This window comes from Heliobacterium chlorum (genome assembly GCF_014502795.1).
Taxonomy (GTDB): Bacteria; Bacillota; Desulfitobacteriia; order Heliobacteriales; family Heliobacteriaceae; genus Heliobacterium; species Heliobacterium chlorum.
The window spans coordinates 422887-439911 of sequence record NZ_JACVHF010000001.1; the positions used below are offsets into that span (position 1 = coordinate 422887).

General features: G+C 51.6%; 18 protein-coding genes. All 18 read left to right on the forward strand.

Annotated features, from left to right (window positions below):
- Positions 1 to 3: 3 nt before the first annotated feature.
- The 18 genes from pgeF to H1S01_RS02050 all read left to right on the forward strand — a co-directional run bounded on the left by pgeF (position 4) and on the right by H1S01_RS02050 (position 17012).
- Positions 4 to 858: a peptidoglycan editing factor PgeF gene (gene pgeF / locus H1S01_RS01965; RefSeq protein WP_188038427.1), complete on the forward strand. Its 855-nt coding sequence runs from the start codon at positions 4 to 6 to the stop codon at positions 856 to 858.
- 9 nt (positions 859 to 867) lie between these two features.
- Positions 868 to 1569 (forward strand): response regulator transcription factor, encoded by a 702-nt coding sequence (locus H1S01_RS01970; RefSeq protein WP_188038428.1) that lies wholly within the window; start codon positions 868 to 870, stop codon positions 1567 to 1569.
- Entirely contained in the window at positions 1570 to 3000 is a 1431-nt protein-coding gene (gene pnpS, locus H1S01_RS01975) for a two-component system histidine kinase PnpS (RefSeq protein ID WP_188038429.1), read from the forward strand.
- Between the two features lie 256 nt (positions 3001 to 3256).
- Entirely contained in the window at positions 3257 to 3442 is a 186-nt protein-coding gene (locus tag H1S01_RS01980) for a hypothetical protein (protein ID WP_188038430.1), read from the forward strand.
- A 302-nt stretch (positions 3443 to 3744) separates the two neighbouring features.
- Positions 3745 to 4983, forward strand: coding sequence for a methyl-accepting chemotaxis protein (locus H1S01_RS01985; protein ID WP_188038431.1), 1239 nt, complete (start codon positions 3745 to 3747; stop codon positions 4981 to 4983).
- 34 nt (positions 4984 to 5017) lie between these two features.
- Positions 5018 to 6796 (forward strand): EAL domain-containing protein, encoded by a 1779-nt coding sequence (locus tag H1S01_RS01990; protein ID WP_188038432.1) that lies wholly within the window; start codon positions 5018 to 5020, stop codon positions 6794 to 6796.
- A gap of 182 nt (positions 6797 to 6978) precedes the next feature.
- Positions 6979 to 7878, forward strand: a complete 900-nt coding sequence (locus H1S01_RS01995) for a phosphate ABC transporter substrate-binding protein (RefSeq protein WP_207732123.1) — start codon at positions 6979 to 6981, stop codon at positions 7876 to 7878.
- A gap of 119 nt (positions 7879 to 7997) precedes the next feature.
- On the forward strand, positions 7998 to 8960 hold the full coding sequence (pstC, locus tag H1S01_RS02000) for a phosphate ABC transporter permease subunit PstC (RefSeq protein ID WP_188038433.1): 963 nt from the start codon (positions 7998 to 8000) through the stop codon (positions 8958 to 8960).
- 1 nt (position 8961) lies between these two features.
- Complete coding sequence (pstA, locus tag H1S01_RS02005; protein ID WP_188038434.1) at positions 8962 to 9807, forward strand: phosphate ABC transporter permease PstA; 846 nt, start codon at positions 8962 to 8964, stop codon at positions 9805 to 9807.
- An 8-nt stretch (positions 9808 to 9815) separates the two neighbouring features.
- The gene (gene pstB, locus H1S01_RS02010) at positions 9816 to 10574 is read left to right on the forward strand and encodes a phosphate ABC transporter ATP-binding protein PstB (protein WP_188038435.1); all 759 of its coding nucleotides are present in this window, start codon (positions 9816 to 9818) and stop codon (positions 10572 to 10574) included.
- A 28-nt stretch (positions 10575 to 10602) separates the two neighbouring features.
- Complete coding sequence (gene phoU, locus H1S01_RS02015) at positions 10603 to 11259, forward strand: phosphate signaling complex protein PhoU (protein ID WP_188038436.1); 657 nt, start codon at positions 10603 to 10605, stop codon at positions 11257 to 11259.
- A 235-nt stretch (positions 11260 to 11494) separates the two neighbouring features.
- A complete protein-coding gene (gene uraA, locus H1S01_RS02020; protein WP_188038437.1) occupies positions 11495 to 12766 on the forward strand; it encodes a uracil permease in 1272 nt (423 codons plus the stop codon).
- A gap of 28 nt (positions 12767 to 12794) precedes the next feature.
- Complete coding sequence (locus H1S01_RS02025; protein WP_188038438.1) at positions 12795 to 13784, forward strand: biotin/lipoyl attachment domain-containing protein; 990 nt, start codon at positions 12795 to 12797, stop codon at positions 13782 to 13784.
- 94 nt (positions 13785 to 13878) lie between these two features.
- Positions 13879 to 14568 (forward strand): YggS family pyridoxal phosphate-dependent enzyme, encoded by a 690-nt coding sequence (locus tag H1S01_RS02030; RefSeq protein WP_188038439.1) that lies wholly within the window; start codon positions 13879 to 13881, stop codon positions 14566 to 14568.
- Positions 14569 to 14586: 18 nt separating this feature from the next.
- A complete protein-coding gene (locus H1S01_RS02035; RefSeq protein WP_155474702.1) occupies positions 14587 to 15063 on the forward strand; it encodes a cell division protein SepF in 477 nt (158 codons plus the stop codon).
- Positions 15064 to 15077: 14 nt separating this feature from the next.
- A complete protein-coding gene (proC, locus tag H1S01_RS02040; protein ID WP_207732124.1) occupies positions 15078 to 15902 on the forward strand; it encodes a pyrroline-5-carboxylate reductase in 825 nt (274 codons plus the stop codon).
- Between the two features lie 54 nt (positions 15903 to 15956).
- Positions 15957 to 16220, forward strand: a complete 264-nt coding sequence (locus H1S01_RS02045; RefSeq protein WP_243236879.1) for a YggT family protein — start codon at positions 15957 to 15959, stop codon at positions 16218 to 16220.
- A gap of 60 nt (positions 16221 to 16280) precedes the next feature.
- Positions 16281 to 17012, forward strand: a complete 732-nt coding sequence (locus H1S01_RS02050; RefSeq protein WP_188038440.1) for a YlmH family RNA-binding protein — start codon at positions 16281 to 16283, stop codon at positions 17010 to 17012.
- Positions 17013 to 17025 lie beyond the last annotated feature (13 nt).

Sequence of the window (17025 nt, forward strand, 5' to 3'; positions counted from 1 at the left end):
CGATTGTGTTTTACTCATGATGAAGGGATGGCTGGGAAAAAGATGTGGGAGAAAAAAAGCGTCCGTTCCCTCGTTCTATATCAATTCGATTGGCCCTGCGGAGTGGTCCAGGCGATCTCCACACGCAAAGGCGGCATGAGCGAGCCTCCCTTCGATGAACTAAACTTGGGTTGTCACGTCGGCGATGATCTGGAACGAGTCTACGAAAACCGCCGTCGTCTCTCAGCGGTGCTCAATCTCAAAAGTGATCGCTGGATCACTGTCAACCAGGTTCACGGAGATCGTATCCTTTGGGTGGGAACTGGCGAGGACATCGATCCTGGTCCGAGAAAAGGGCTGCCCATCATGGAAGCAGACGGTTTAGCGACAGAACTACCGGGAGTCCCTTTGGTTGTTTTTGGCGCTGACTGTGGCCTCTTGCTCTTTTTTGACCGCAAGGCCCGCCGTATCGGTGCCGTTCATGCCGGTTGGCGGGGTACAGTCATTGGACTTCCGCAGCGCATGATCGAGCAGTTTGTCGAGAGAGGAAGTCGTGCGGAAGACATACTCGTCGGCATCGGGCCTTGTATTGGACCTTGCTGCTACCCCGTTGGAGAGGAAGTGGCAGAAGCTTTTAAAACGAAGTGGAGCTTCTCTGAGGAGGTTTTGGGACCTCCGAATAAAGAGGGAAAGCGCGCCTTAGACCTTAAGGCGGCTCAACGGCTGCAGCTTCTGCAGGCTAACGTTCCCGATGTAAATATTCAAACGATGGATCTATGTACTTCCTGCCAGTCGGCAGAACTCTTTTCATATCGTCGGGATAGTGGAAAAACTGGGCGCCAAGGGGCCATTATAATGATGACAGAACAGGCCGATTGAGGAGGAACTATGGCAAAGATCCTTGTAGTGGAAGATGATCAGCACATATTGGAACTGGTGCGGTTCAATCTGGAAAAAGAAGGCCACGAAGTGGAGACGGCCATGGATGGTGAAGCGGCTTTGGAGCGTCTCCAAGAGGACCTTCCCGATGCGATCGTTCTCGATCTGATGATGCCACGCCTAGACGGCTTGGAAGTCTGCCGCCGGGTCCGTTCACGGGCCCGCTCGGCCCATCTCCCCATCTTGATGTTGACGGCCAAGGGAGAAGAGGTCGATAAGGTGATCGGACTGGAAATGGGCGCTGATGATTACATGACCAAGCCCTTCAGCCCCAGGGAACTGACGGCCCGGATCAAGGCACTCCTGCGGCGAACCTTGCGGACGACTGAGACTAAACCAGGCGGTTCCATGCAGATCGGTGAACTGGCTGTCGATACAGAAAGGTACGAAGTCCGCGTCAACGGGCAGAAGCAGGAATTGACGCCGAAAGAGTTTGAACTGCTCCGTTGGCTGGCATCTCATCCCGGTAAGGTCTTTACGCGGGAGTTTCTGTTGGAACGAATTTGGGGCTATGACTTTTTTGGCGATAGCCGGACCGTCGATGTCCATATTCGCCACCTGAGGCAGAAGATTGAACGGGACCCGGGCAATCCGAGGTACATTGAAACGGTGCGAGGCGTAGGCTACAAGTTTCATGACCCGGAGGTCTAAATGGGAAGGGACCATTTTGCTGAGCGGTTGCTGAAGCTGGCCCGGGGGAGCTTGCAATGGAAACTGACCTTTACCTACATCCTTCTCGTCATGCTGCCCTTAAGTTGGCTCTATTTTTTTCATAATGAAAACAACATGGGTTTTACCGGCCTGATGGCCACGCTCTTTTTCTTTTTCTGTTTCTCCGCCGGTGTCGTCTACGTATGGGCCGGCCAACTAGCCCACACGCTGAATGAATTGACTCGGGTAGTCAGCCGGATGGAATCAGGTCAAGCGTCACGCTATTATTGGCTTGTCCAGCCTGATGAGTTGGGGACCCTCGCCCAGACGATCAATCAGACTGTCGAGTCTGTTCGGACAAGCATTCATGGGCTTCACCAGGAAAAGACCAAGTTCGAAACCATCCTCGAATCGATGGTGGAAGGGGTCATCGGATTCGACCAGATGGGGCGCATCCTGCTTGTGAATCGTGCGGCCGAGCGCATGCTCCGTATTCGTTCAGACCAGGCCATGGGAAAACTGATGGTAGAAGTTTTCCGGCACCGGGGACTCGATGAACTGCTGGAAATCTCCTTGCGATCGGGCGAACTGGTCAAGCAGGAGATCCATCTATGGCCGAACCGTGCGCAGACCTATCGAGTGCAAGTCGTCCCCGTCTGGGCAGAAAACCGACGGCTCCTGGGAGCGGCCATGGTTATCGACGATGTGACCGAAGTTCGCCGGTTAGAGCAGATGCGAACCGAGTTTGTAGCCAATGTATCCCATGAGTTGCGTACCCCCTTGACATCGATCAAAGGGTTTGTGGAAACGCTTCTCGACGGCGCCCTAGAAAATCCGGTCATCTCCCGGCGGTTTCTGACCATCATCGATGAAGAGGCCCAGCGGTTGCAGCGTCTGATCGAAGACCTGCTGTACCTGTCTCGCATCGAGAGCTACGGTGATATTGTGCAGGGAGAAGCCCGAGTAGAACCGGAAGCGATACAGGTGAAAAACCTCCTTGAGCCGATTGCGGCCGACAAGAACATCACCCTTCATGTGGCTATCGAGAAGGAATTGCCCTCTGTGCCGTTGTCCAAGGATAACTTGAAGCAGGTTCTCGTCAACCTGGTTGAAAATGCGATCAAGTACACTCCCAAAGGCGGACAAGTTTGGTTCAGCATCAGGCTGGTAGATGTTGATGTGCTGATCGAAGTCCGCGATACAGGTATCGGTATCCCCGAAGAGAGCCTGCCCCGTATCTTTGAACGTTTCTACCGTGTCGACAAAACCCGCTCCCGGGAGATGGGCGGTACAGGCCTAGGGCTGGCTATCGTCAAGCATATTGTTGAGAAAAGCGGTGGCCAGGTAAGAGTCAACTCTAAAATCGGGGAAGGGACAACCTTTGTTGTCAGCTTACCAGTTGTGAAGGAAACGGAATTACCGGTAAAATAGATACAGGACGATTGCATTTGAGGAAAAATCTAGGGCGTAATAGCAAAAAGCCTGAAACATGCTGTTTAGCAAGTTTCAGGCTTTTTTGGCGCTTATCGCCTCGGCGGGTATGGTGGGAATGGAGGTCCGGGCGGAAAGGGCGGACGAGGAGGATAAGGGGGATAAGGCGGATAGTACGGCGGATAGGGTGGATAGAAAACCGGCGGTCTTGGTGGGTAGTACGGCGGAAAGGGCGGATAATAGGGCGGATAATAAGGTGGATAGCCAGGACGCTGTGGATAGCCGGGCCGCGGAGGATAGGGCGGGCGAAAGGGAGGTGGATCTTGGTGGTGCACTATCTTCCCTCCTTGTTAAAGGAATCCATCGAGGGCTCTTGACGGTGCAATATATTCATCGAAGGGATCTGCTGTTACAGGATGAAAAGAAAAAACCGCCCGAGTAGATGGTCTCGAGGCGGTGGGAATAGGAGATCAGTTCTAGAGTATCAGATAGATTTGAAGAATTTATGAATTTCGGACCGAAACAGTGATTTTGGAAAATAGGGGCTTTATGTAGGTCCTTAACAGAATCTTAACGGCATCTTTAAACACCAGTAATCCCTATAACCTACTATTACATGGGAAGGTGTCTTATGTATGGTAGTTGATTTCTCCAACTGTCTTGCTTTCTCCGAGTCTTTATGAAGGAAGCTTTTTCGGGTCAGACATCACTGTGACAAAATTTCATTTGAAAGGGGTTATGGTAGTGACCTATCTAGATTCAACAACAGCCGTGACTGCTCGTAAGGATATGAGTCGCGGCGGCAAACTGCGTTCAGATACAGCACTAAAAGCCGGACAAGAGATTGTTGTCGCCCAATCCATTGCCTCGCAGCCCATCGGCCATTATGCTGAGCCGGTGCAGATGATGGATCATCATGTAAAGACCCGTTATGTGGCTGAGTTTTTTGAGTGGGCAGCGCTGTCACACTGTGCCGTGATTGTGCAGAATCAACGGCCCGTCGGTTTAATCATGAAGGAAAAGTTTTTTGCCCATCTAGGCAAGCGTTACGGTGTTTCAGTGTACTACGACCGCCCCGTCGAACTGGTCATGGATAGAGATTTTACCCAGGTCGATGCTGATGCGACGGTGGAGCAGGTTTGTAAACTAGCCACTCACCGTTCGGCCAATAACCTTTACGACAGTATGGTCATCACCGAAAAGGGAAAGTGTGTCGGTGTTGTCACCATCAAAACGCTCCTCGACCTGACCACGGGAAATCAGGTCGAACTGGCTCGAGGACAAGCTGACATCTTGATCAAGACAGCGGAAATGGTCGGCAATATCGCCGAACTGGCTCGATCTATCGAAGGGGCCGGAAGCCAGGCCCAGGAAAATTCCCAGTCTATGCTCGTTTCCACGGACGGTGGTCGCAGTGCTGTCAATGAGACGATGCAGGTTATCTATAGGATTGGCGAAGCTGTCGATAAACAGGTCGAAATCATGCAGATGCTGGAGGGTTACTCCCGGCGCATCGAACCGATTTCGAATGTCATTCGCAAGCTCGCTGAGCAGACGAACCTACTTGCATTAAATGCATCCATCGAGGCGGCTCGGGCCGGCGAGCACGGACGGGGATTTGCGGTGGTGGCCGAAGAAGTGAAAAAGCTGGCTGATGAGACGAATGAATCGGCTCGAAATATATCCTCACTGATTCAACAGAATCTCAAAGGGATTAAAGCGGCCGTTGAAACAGCCCATAGCTCCAAAGCCCATACCGATGAAGGGATCCGGGTGGCAGATCGTGCCCGCATAGCTTTAGAGGAGATCTTCGGTGCCATCGAAAAGACGAGCGGCAATGTAGGGGAGATCTTTGACTTAGCCGGAGAGATCTCAGCGAGCTCTTCTCATTTGTTACGGGTGATTCAGTTTTTAGCCCAGCAGGCCATGGAAACAGCCGGACTGACGGAAGAGCATCAGAAAGCGGGCGCGAAAACCGCCTGAGGTCATTTTGAAAAAGAACGGGAGGACCTTATGGGTGGGACCGATAGACATACTTGAGGACTGGCTAAAAGGGCGAGGTCAGCTCGATTCAAAGCTGGTGAATTATTATTCCCCTGCAGCATCGATGACAGAGGTGCTGAAACAACTCGAACAGATCCTTGATGACCATGAGAGTTTAGGCCTCGTCTATTTAGATATTGTCAATTTTACCGGCATTGAGCAGGCCTATGGCTTTTCCCTATGCAAACGCATCCTCACTGAACTGACGAAGACGATACTTGAAGTCAAGCCGCATCTAGGTGTCGGTCGAGGTATGCTCACCCATAACTACAGCGGCGATGATTTCGCGGTTTACTGTTCACTGCCTCGGGGCGAAATCGGACTAGTTCTCGACTTTCTTGAAGAATATGCCGAAGAATTGCGCAGGCAGATCTTAAAACAGGTAAACGAAAGCTTACGAGGCATCTTGCGGGATCCCCTCGATTTACATATCGGATGGGCCATAGTCAAACCTAATAGCCAACTGAGTTTGGAAAGCCTGGTCTACAACGCGATCAAAGAAGCCTTAGCTATGGCCAAAGGGCACAGTGACGCAAAGTGGACACGTCGGGTTTGGGAACTAAAAGATGCCATGGTCAAGGGGAACTTTGAAGTCCATTATCAACCCTTAGTCAACCTGGAAAGCGGCAGTCTTATCGGGTACGAAGCGCTGGCGAGGGGTCCAGTCAACAGTTACTTTGCTTCTCCAGGTATTCTCTTTCCCTTCGCCGAAAAAGCGGGGCTGCTATATCAATTAGAGCGGATCATTCGAGAAAAAGCGCTGAAAGGATGCCATAACCTCGATCAGGATCGGCTTCTTTTCTTAAACATCAGCCCTTCTGTGGTCAAAGACCCTCTATTTGCGAAGGGATATACGCGAGGATTGATGGCCTTATACGGGCTATCTCCCTATAACGTCGTATTTGAAATCACGGAACGGACAGCCATTCAAGATTTTACCGGGTTTCGAAAGATACTCCAGCATTACCGCGATCAAGGGTTCCGGGTCGCTGTCGATGATGCCGGCGCCGGCTATTCGAGCCTGCAAGCCATCGCCGAACTGCAGCCGGACTTCATCAAAATCGACATGTCCCTCATCCGGGATATCGATGCCTCTCCGGTCAAGCAGGCCCTTCTAGAGACTTTTGTCACCTTTGGAGAAAAGATAGGGGCCAAGATCGTGGCCGAGGGGATCGAGACAGAGAAGGAACTGCGTCTGCTCGCTCAAATGGGGGTTCACATCGGCCAAGGCTATTATCTGGGCCGGCCGTCACCGGAGAAAAGAGAGCCGTCGCCAGAAGTAACACAGTTGTTGTCGGCTATGAAATCCCGAGGAAGAGGGGAGATAATCCATTCGCTGACGGTTGGCCATCTCGTCGAGGAGTGTAGTTCCTTGCCGAAAGAAGCGTTGACCAAAGAGGCGATGAAATACTTTCAGCGACATTCCGATTGTAACAGCATTGTCATTCTCGATGGTATGCGACCGGTGGGCTTAGTCATGCGTGAGAAGATGTATTATCACCTGGGAAATCAGTATGGTGTCGCCCTTTATTCAGAGCGACCCATATCGCTGGTCATGGATCAAGACCCGCTGATCGTCGATGCATCGATGCGCCTAGAAAAAGTATCCCAGATGGCCACATCGCGACCGTTCCAGCGGCTCTACGATCACATCATCGTAACCGATGAAAACAGATGCCTCGGCGTAGTCACTGTGCGCAGTCTTTTGGATCAGATGACGAAAATAAGAACGGGGAAGCTGCAGCAGAAGTGAAAAAAAGGGCCAAACATTATGCCGGCAGCATATATGTCATCGATGGTGAATCGGCAAGGGACTTAACCGTTTCTTAATCTGACCATAATTCTGACCTAACATAAAACCGTTATTGTTGTATAGGAACAACGGACATGCGTAATGCGTGAACGTCAAATTTAGAGGAGGTATTTTCGGTAATTATGAACCTGAAGAAATTCTCCAAACTGATCGCCCTGACCGCCATGGTCGGTCTGCTGGGCACTGTAGCCGTAGGCTGCGGCGGAAACTCCGCCAAAGAAACGAATGCGGACAAACCAGCCGCCAGCGCTCAAAAAGGATCGATACAAGTAAAAGGTTCCGACACAATCGTCAACTTAAGCCAAAAGATGGCTGAGACGTACATGGAAAAGAATAAAGACGCCAATATCGCGGTCACCGGTGGTGGCTCCGGTACCGGTATCAAAGCTTTGATTAACGGCACCACAGACTTGGCTAACGCGTCCCGGGAAATGAAGGACGAAGAGAAAAAAGAACTTAAAGAAAAAACTGGTAAAGATACGAAAGAGATCGTCATCGCCCGCGATGGCATCGGTTTTATTGTTAACAAAGACAATCCCGTTAAAGAACTGACGATGGACCAACTGTCTGATATCTATACGGGCAAAGTGAGCAACTGGAAAGAACTCGGCGGCCCTGATGAAAAAATCGTAGTCTATGCCCGGGAAACCTCTTCCGGTACACACGTTTTCATCAAAGAGCACGTGATGAAGAACAAAGATTATCGGACCGATGCACTGCTGCAATCGTCCAACGCGGCCATTGTCAAAGAAGTCGAAGCTAACAAAGGGGCTATCGGTTATGTAGGCCTCGGTTACTTGAAAGATACGACGAAAACGCTCGGTGTGAAAAAAGATGGCCAAAGCGCAGCCGTTATGCCTTCCGAAGCTACTGTGAAAGACAAATCTTATCCGGTCTCTCGTCCGCTCTTCGTCTATGCCGCTGGTGAACCGGAAGGCTTAGCCAAATCTTTCGTTGACTTTATGCTGAGCGATGAAGGGCAACAAATCGTCAAATCGATGGACTTCGTCACTGCAAAATAACCGGACCAAACTTGGTTTAAATGTAGAATCCAATTAGGAAGGTGGGCAGAGTCGACCGATCGCCTCTGCCCTTTTTCCTGTCAAAAACCGTTTTCATCATTGAGGGGGCTGAATTTTTGATGAGTCCCAATGGAGAACACATGGCCATTAAAGATGTCGTGACCGTTGAAAAGCCTTCCTTGGCGAAGAGCGCTTCCAAACGCCGTCGCGCTTGGAACGCATTTGAAAAAGTATCGGAAGGAATTTTGTTTGCCAGTGCATTTATCGGCGTCGTCACGATTATTCTGATTTTCCTCTTTCTTTTTAAAGAGGCGCTGCCAGTGTTATTTGATGCGAAAACTGCAGCTTCCTTGACGGCGAGCAAATGGTATCCTATCTCGCAGCCGCCCGTCTTTGGGCTGATTCCGCTGATCGCAGGTTCTCTGATCGTGACTGTCGGTGCGATCGTGATTAGCGTCCCTTTAGGTGTAGGTGCCGCCATATACTTGTCCATGGTAGCCAGTCCTATGGTCAGGGAGATCCTTAAACCGACGATTGAAGTGCTGGCTGGTATCCCTTCTGTCGTCCTCGGGTTCTTCGGAATGGCCTTCTTAGCACCCGTCGTAAAAAGCCTTTTTCATTTGCCGACCGGATTGACAGCCCTCACCGGTGCTATCACTTTAGCCCTGATGGCCCTGCCGACGATCACCTCCATTTCCGAAGATGCCATCTCGTCCGTACCTGGAAAGTACATGGAAGCCGCCTTAAGTCTCGGCGCCACCCGTTGGCAAGCCATTGTTACGGTGATCGTTCCGGCAGCCTTTTCCGGTATCACCGCGTCGGTCATGCTTGGAATTGGCCGTGCTATCGGTGAAACGATGACCGTATTGATGGTCACAGGGAACGCAGGCATCATTCCCGATTCCTTCCTGGTTCCTGTCCGTACGATGACGGCGACCATCGCCGCCGAGATGGGCGAAGTGGCCCGGGGCAGTGACCATTATCATGCCTTGTTCGTCGTCGGTGCTGTTTTGTTTATCATGACTTTTATCATCAACCTGATCGCTGATATGGTCAGCCGGCGCATGAAGGAGGTCGAATAAGTTGTCTCCAAAGATGCAAGAAAAAATCGCTTTTCATGTGCTCCGTGCGATGACTGCCTTGATCGTTCTCTGTTTGGCCGTCGTCTTATGGGATCTTTTTTCGAAAGGTTTTCCGGCACTTACTTGGGAGTTCATCACAGAGAACCCCAAGAAGGGTATGACGGCAGGCGGAATTTTTCCGGCGATTGTCGGTACTTTTTATCTCATCGTAGGGACGATTCTCTTCGCTCTCCCTGTAGGCGTCATGACGGCTGTATACTTGGTCGAGTATGCTCGCGAATCTTGGGTCACCCGGGTTATCCGACTGGCCGTCGTCAATTTAGCCGGTGTTCCCTCTGTCGTCTTTGGTCTGTTCGGCCTTGGATTCTTCGTGCTCTTTCTGAACTTCGGCGCATCTATCTTAGCCGGTTCATTGACATTAGCCCTGATGGTCTTGCCGGTCATCATCACGACATCCGAAGAAGCGCTTCGCGCGGTGCCTAACGGCTTCCGGAAAGCCAGTTTAGCCCTCGGCGCGACGAAACTGCAAACGATCCTATTTATCGTGCTTCCGAATGCGCTGCCGGGAATCATGACCGGTTCCATCTTGGGTTTGGCCCGTGCAGCTGGTGAAACGGCGCCAATTTTGCTGACGGCTGCTGCTTTTTTCTTGCCTCGTCTGCCAAACAGCGTCTTTGACCAAGTAATGGCCTTGCCGTACCACCTCTATGTGATCGCCACACAAGTTCCTAACGCCGATGAGAAGATTCCTTATGGAACAGCGACAGTGCTGATGCTGCTGGTGTTGGGGCTCAATTTAGCGGCTGTGCTCTTACGGTCCTATTTCCGCCGCTTACGTAAGGTGTAGGAGGAAAAATGATTAAAACGAAAATTTCTGCAGAAAATCTCAATTTATTTTATGGAGACTTTCATGCGTTAAAAGATATCCATATCTCCATGGGAGAGCGTCAGGTGACGGCCCTCATCGGCCCTTCCGGCTGTGGAAAATCCACTTTCCTCCGTTGTCTCAACCGGATGAATGATATTATTCCCACCTGCCGTGTGCAAGGCAAGCTGATGTTCGAAGATACTGAGATCTATCATCCCGACACCGATGTGGTAGCCCTGCGCAAGCGCGTAGGGATGGTCTTCCAAGCGCCCAACCCTTTTCCGAAATCGGTTTATGAAAACGTCGCCTATGCGCCCAAGCTGCATGGGTTGAAAGACAAAGCCCGTCTCGACGAGATCGTGGAAACATCATTGCGCCAGGCCGCTCTTTGGGACGAAGTGAAAGACCGCCTCCACAAACCAGCGTTAGGTCTGTCCGGCGGGCAGCAACAGCGTCTCTGTATCGCCCGTGCCTTGGCGATTCAACCGGAAGTTTTACTCATGGATGAACCGACTTCTGCCTTAGACCCCATCTCTACCTTGAAGATCGAAGAGTTGATCCGCGAATTAAAGCAGTATTACACGATTGTCATTGTAACGCACAACATGCAGCAGGCCGCCCGGATCTCAGACAAGACAGCCTTTTTCCTCGTCGGTGATCTGGTCGAGTTTGATGATACGGAAGTTATCTTCACGAATCCGAAGGATCAGCGTACCGAAGATTATATTACGGGCCGCTTCGGTTAAGCGGTTAGAGAGGGGCGGGAGCCATAAGATGCATTGCATAGAGATGGATCATCTGTTAAAAAACCTACAGCACGACCTGCTGCGCATGGGGGCGATGGTCGAGGAAGCGATTTACAACGGTGTACAATCGCTCGTCAAACGGGATGCCGACCTGGCGTCAGCGGTACTCGATGGTGACGAAAAGATAAATCAGCTACAACTAGAGATCGAAGATCGTTGTATCAAGCTGATCGCCACCCAACAGCCCATGGCGAAAGATCTCCGGAAAATCTCCGCCACTTGGCGAATTTCGGTCGACTTGGAACGGATGGCTGATAATGTGGGCGATATCTGCAAAGCGGTGATCCGCCTCAATGGTCAAGCCTATTTAAAACCCTTCGAGCATATCCCCCAGATGGCGGATCTATGTCAAAAGATGGTCAAAGACGGCCTTGATGCCTATATCAATGAAGATGTAGCGCTGGCCGTGCAGATGAGCGAAATGGATCATCAAGTAGATACTCTCTACCGGGAGATTTTCAAAGACCTAATGGAAATGATGTCGGCCAACTCCAACGTGGTGAACCAGGGGAATCAACTGATTTTCATCGCGCGGTTCCTGGAGCGTTTCGGCGACCATGCGACTAACATCGCCGAGTCTGTCGTTTACTTGGTCACAGGTCAGCGCAAAGATCTGAATAAATAAGTCCCGAAGGATCGGCGCAAGCTTTTGGTGAGCCATTTCTCACCGAAAGCTTGTTTTTCTTTGTCTGGAGACTTTGTTGCTCAGAAAAATCCGGTATAATATAAACTGGTATTTACTGAGCATCAAGGAAATCACGCCAAAAAGGAGGGGGAATTAGGCCGCGACCCCATCACTTTAACCATCGAATGAAAAATGACAACTACATAACGACATTTGTAAGGAGAGAGCAATTGCAATGAAACGCGAGATCCAAGTTGACGAACGTTTACCGCTGCTACAGACGATTCCTTTGAGCCTCCAACATCTTTTCGCCATGTTCGGTGCCACGGTTCTCGTACCTCTGCTATTTCAAGTGAGCCCAGCCACTATCCTGCTGTTTAACGGAATCGGCACTCTCCTCTATATCCTCATTTGTAAAGGTAAGATTCCTGCTTATCTGGGGTCTAGTTTCGCCTTTATTTCTCCCGTTCTGGTGGTGATCCCTCAATATGGATATGAGGGAGCCCTCGGTGGGTTTATCGTCGTTGGCCTCATCTTCACTTTAGTTGCCTTACTGATCAAAGTGATTGGGACAAGCTGGATCGACGTCGTTTTCCCGCCGGCAGCCATGGGCGCCATTGTGGCCGTAATCGGTTTAGAACTCGCGCCAGTAGCCGCCAAGATGGCCGGCTTTCTTCCCGACCCGGGAACCGCCTTTGATCCGAAAGCCATATTCGTCTCCGTCTTTACCTTGGCTATCACTATCTTAGGATCTGTCGTTTTTCGAGGCTTTTTAGCGATCATTCCCATCTTGATCGGTGTCCTGGCCGGGTATACCTTGTCCAGCGGTCTCGGGATGGTCAATTGGACCCTTGTGGAGAATGCCAAATGGGTAGCGGCACCGGCTTTCTATACACCCGTATTTAAGTGGGAAGCGATCGCTGTGATCATGCCGGCAGCCCTGGTGGTTATCGCGGAGCATATCGGTCATTTGGTGGTGACCAGCAATATCGTTGGCAGGGACTTGTCGAAAGATCCCGGCTTACACCGTTCGCTGCTCGGAAATGGTCTGTCGACCTTGTTATCGGGCTTCTTCGGTTCCACTCCCAACACGACCTATGGGGAAAATATCGGTGTCTTGGCCATCACCAAAGTCTACTCCACTTGGGTACTCGGCGGTGCCGCCATCTTCGCTATCATCCTTTCCTTTTTCGGTAAGCTGGCTGCGGCGATCCAAGCGATTCCGAGCCCGGTTATGGGCGGTGTGTCAATGTTGCTATTTGGGGTCATTGCCGCATCGGGAATCCGTATGCTCGTCGAGGCCAAAGTGGACTACTCCAAAGCGACCAATCTAATTTTGACTTCTGTGGTGCTCATCATCGGCATTAGCGGCGCGAGCCTCACCTGGGGTCCCATCGCGCTGAAGGGGATGTCTTTAGCCACCGTCGTGGCGATTCTCTTAAGCCTCATCTTTAAAGTATTGGACGTGACCGGTATGTCCAATGAAGGCCCTACGCAAGGGGACTAACGTAACATGTAGATAGAGGGGTGGATCCATGTCCCGGCTGACCATGGTTCCAGTTGGAAAAGAGGCGTTGAAGAAGCGGCGACGCCTAGCGTTCCTGCGCCTCTCAGCCCTGTTTGCCGTCTTGCTGTTAGCTGGATTGGGTGGTTGGTGGTTGAAAGACAAGATCACAGGGATGTTCGTGAAAGTCGTCGTTGAGGTGCAACCAGCCAAAATGGGGCAACTCTCGGAAACACGTCCGCTGCCGGGATGGGTTATCCGCGATGAATTTATCGTCAATGCCCCCCTTTCCGGTCGTGTTCAACGGCTGGTGAACGATGGGGAACGAGCCCGTGTCGGCGCCCCGGTCGTAAAAATTAAGGAATTAAATCCCTCCGGAAGCGAAATGGGTTCTCTACAGGATGTCTTTTCTCCTCGGGCCGGTCTGATCAGTTACCGCATGGACGGACTGGAGGAAGTGCTCAACTCACGGGTGCTTGATGAACTCAACCCGGAGCAACTGGCCACCTTACGGGAAAAGCCCTGGGAGGTCAATCCCGATTCGGTAGTCCAAAAAGGAACGCCCCTATTCAAAGTCGTCGATAACCTGGAAAAAGCCTATTTTCTCATTCATTACAACGTGAAAGATCTGGGCGGTCCTCTCGTTCCGACGCGCCGGGTGACCTTGGCGATAAATGCTGCCGGGCCGAATTTTTACGGGAAGGTGCTCAATGTCCGCGGCGGCGACGATGTGTGGGCATTGATTCAATTGTCTAACCCGCCCATGGATGTGCTCAAGGCCCGAACGATACCTTTGTTGCTGGTGGACAAGGTCCATAAGGGCGTACTGTTGCCCAAGAGTGCCCTTGTGGAACGTAACGGAGAACAGGGTGTCTGGGTCAGTGTGAAGAACCGAGCTGAATGGCGGAACGTCAACCTAGTCTACGCCGTCGGCGAACAGGTGATCGTAGAGGGCCTTGACGAGGGCCTGCTCGTCATTCAAAATCCGACGCTCCTCAAAGAAGGACAAGAAATTAAATAAAAAACTTAAGAAAAGGTTAGAATTCAAGGTAGAAGTTAGCAGGATTTCCCTGTTGGACGGCGAAATACGAGCGTAGTGAAGGGATTGAGCGATCATGGGCCATATTGTAGAAAATTTGGACCGTGTACGCCAAAAGATTAGAGAAGCTGCCTTGCGGGGCGGCCGAGCACCAGAAGAGGTCCAACTGTTAGCCGTCACAAAAACAGTCCCTGTGGAGACGATTCAACAAGTCGTCGATGCGGGCCAGTTTCGTCTCGGCGAGAACCGGGTACAGGAACTGCTCAGCAAATACCCTCATGTCCAGGGACCTGTGCGATGGCACATCATCGGCACCCTGCAGACCAACAAAGTGAAATACATTTATGACAAGGTAGAACTGATTCACTCCTTAGACAGGCTGTCCTTAGCCGAGGCCATCCACAAGCATGCGGGCCTTCTACAGCGTTCCATCGACTGTTTAGTCGAGGTCAACGTCTCCGGGGAAGAGTCTAAGCATGGCGTACCCAAGCAAGAACTGGTTCCTCTCTTGAGGAGTCTCTCCAGTCTGGACGGGGTACATATTCGCGGACTGATGACGATGGCTCCCTTTGTGGACAATTCGGAGGAGATCCGCTGGGTCTTTCGAGAGTTACGCCAACTGTCTCTGGAAGTCCGTGAACTGAACTTGGCTCGGGTAGAGATGCAGCATCTGTCCATGGGAATGACGAACGATTATGAAGTTGCCGTTGAAGAAGGCGCCACCATAGTTCGGGTCGGTTCAGGCCTCTTTGGTGAACGCCGATAGGGAGGAGGAGCATTGGCAATGGCCAAAATCATGGAAAAGTTCTACAGCCTGATGGGGCTGGGGGACGAAATCGAGGAAGTTGAGGAACAAGAACCTCAAGCACAAAAGACGGAGGAAAAGGAATCTTCCTTCGCCCGACGGATGGTGGAGCGGGTCGAACGACCGGCAGCACCCGTTGTCAGTCTCGTATCGGAACGGCAGAAGAAGGAGTTGAAGGTTGTGGTCATCGAACCGAAAACCTTTGACGAAGCAAAAAATGTAGCCGACCATCTAAAAAATCGCCGTCAGGTTATCCTAAACTTGGAGAAGGCTGATCGCGAAATGGCCCAGCGGGTCATCGATTTTGTTTGCGGCACTACCTATGCACTGAACGGATCGATGCAAAAAGTGGGCGCTCATATCTTTGTATTTGCCCCGAGCAACGTCGATATCTCCGGCGAGATCAGTGTTGAAGACACTATCCGCACTCCTCTGGCTTGGGCCAGCAAGGGGTAAGGAGGAATAGAAGGTTGAACGTTTCCCTGTTAGAAAACCGCCGTATCGGTTTTATCGGCGGAGGAGCCATGGCGGAAGCCTTGTTGCGCGGTTTGGTCCGTCTCATGCCACCTCAAGCCATCACCGTTTCAGACCCCAACCCATCTCGCCTTGCTTATCTGCAAAGCGAGATGGCTGTGCAGACGACCTCCGATAACTCAGTTGTCTGTCAGCAAAGCGATATTGTCGTGCTGGCCGTAAAACCGCAAGTGTTGCCTGCGGTGCTGGCACCCTTGAAGTCAGCTATTCGCTCCGAGCATCTCGTGATTTCCATCGCCGCCGGAATTACGCTGGCGCAGTTGGAAAGCTGGCTTTCACCGGAAGTTCCGCTGATTCGAGTGATGCCCAATACGCCGGCCTTGATCGGCAAAGGCGCCTCGGCCCTCTCGGGGGGAAGGGCGGCAGCGGAACAGGATGTACAGACTGCGAAAGCTTTATTGGAAGCCGTAGGAATCGCTGAAGTTCTTCCGGAAACTTACCTCAATGCCGTGACCGGTTTAAGCGGGAGCGGTCCAGCCTATGTATACCTCTTCATCGAAGCGTTGATCGACGCCGGTGTAAAAGAAGGTTTAACGAGGGATCTGGCTCGCAAACTAGCGATTCAGACGGTCATCGGTTCGGCCCAACTGCTGATCGAGACTGGAAATCATCCGGCCGTAGAGCGAGACAAAGTGACATCGCCTGGTGGAACGACGATCGCTGGCGTGCAAGCGCTGGAAGACGGCGGTTTCCGTTCGGCCATCTATGCCGCCATCCATGCCGGAACCAAACGAGCCCGTGAACTGTCGGGTTCCCAATAAGCTAAAAGGACCCGGCGGCAACGCCGGGTTTTTTTAGGAAACGGGGGTTTACTCTTGAGTTTTACTGCCTATGACATCGTACGGACTGCCTTTGACGTGATGAAGTTCCTCATCGTCGTTCGTGTGATCATCTCCTATTTTCCTCACAATCCAGAGAGCACCATTTTTCGTTTCATCTATGATTTGACAGAACCTGTTCTCGGACCTTTGCGCCGCATCATTCCGGTTCCCCGCAGCCTGCCTCTCGACTTCTCACCGATTTTAGGCTACTTTCTGTTGGAACTGCTGGAGTCTGTCCTAATCCGGTTGATCCTCTAAATGGGGTTTCATCGAGAACGGATGCTCTCTCACCTCCCGCCGGGAGAGGTCAGGGAGAAAATGGCACGCATTATCGACCTTGCTGAACTGTGTCGGCGGTCCTCTAAGCAGCAGGTTACAGACTTTTTGGAACCGTTTCTGCTCAAAACAGCGATAGATATCTTGCGGGGCCTTGATGATGTATCTGTCGTGGACGATGGGGGCTATCCTGAAGCAGAGCGGAAACGATTGGTTCTTTTGCCGGGAGAATGGGAGTTGCTGGACAGCCGAAGTTGCTGGCTCATAGGAGAAGTTCGGGGAGAAGTTGACAAAATCGGTCACCGCGATTATTTAGGATCTTTGTTGGGTCTAGGGATCCGTCGAGAAAAAATGGGCGACTTGAAGCTGACCGAAAAGGGTTGTGCCGTTCTCGTGGACCGTGATGTGGCCGCGTATGTGGAAGCTCACTGGAACCAAGTTCAACGGTTCCCCTTATCGGTGCGCTTATGGGATGGCGATGAAAAGCCGGACTTTGTCGAAAAAGGTGAGGAGAAGTCGGTCACGGTGGCGTCCTTACGATTTGACGCTATCGTGGCGGCCATTTGGCATTTATCTCGCTCCAAAGCCGATGAAGCCATCTCGCGAGGATTGCTGCGTGTAAACGGGTTAGAGACGAGCGACGGAAGCCGCATGGCTTCCGTCAAAGATATCTTGTCTTTGCGTGGTTTCGGTCGTGCTATTCTGCGGGAAATCGGCGAACCTACGAAAAAAGGACGCATCCGAATAACGATTTGGCAGCCTGTTGACCGGTAGCCAAGGAGGTTTT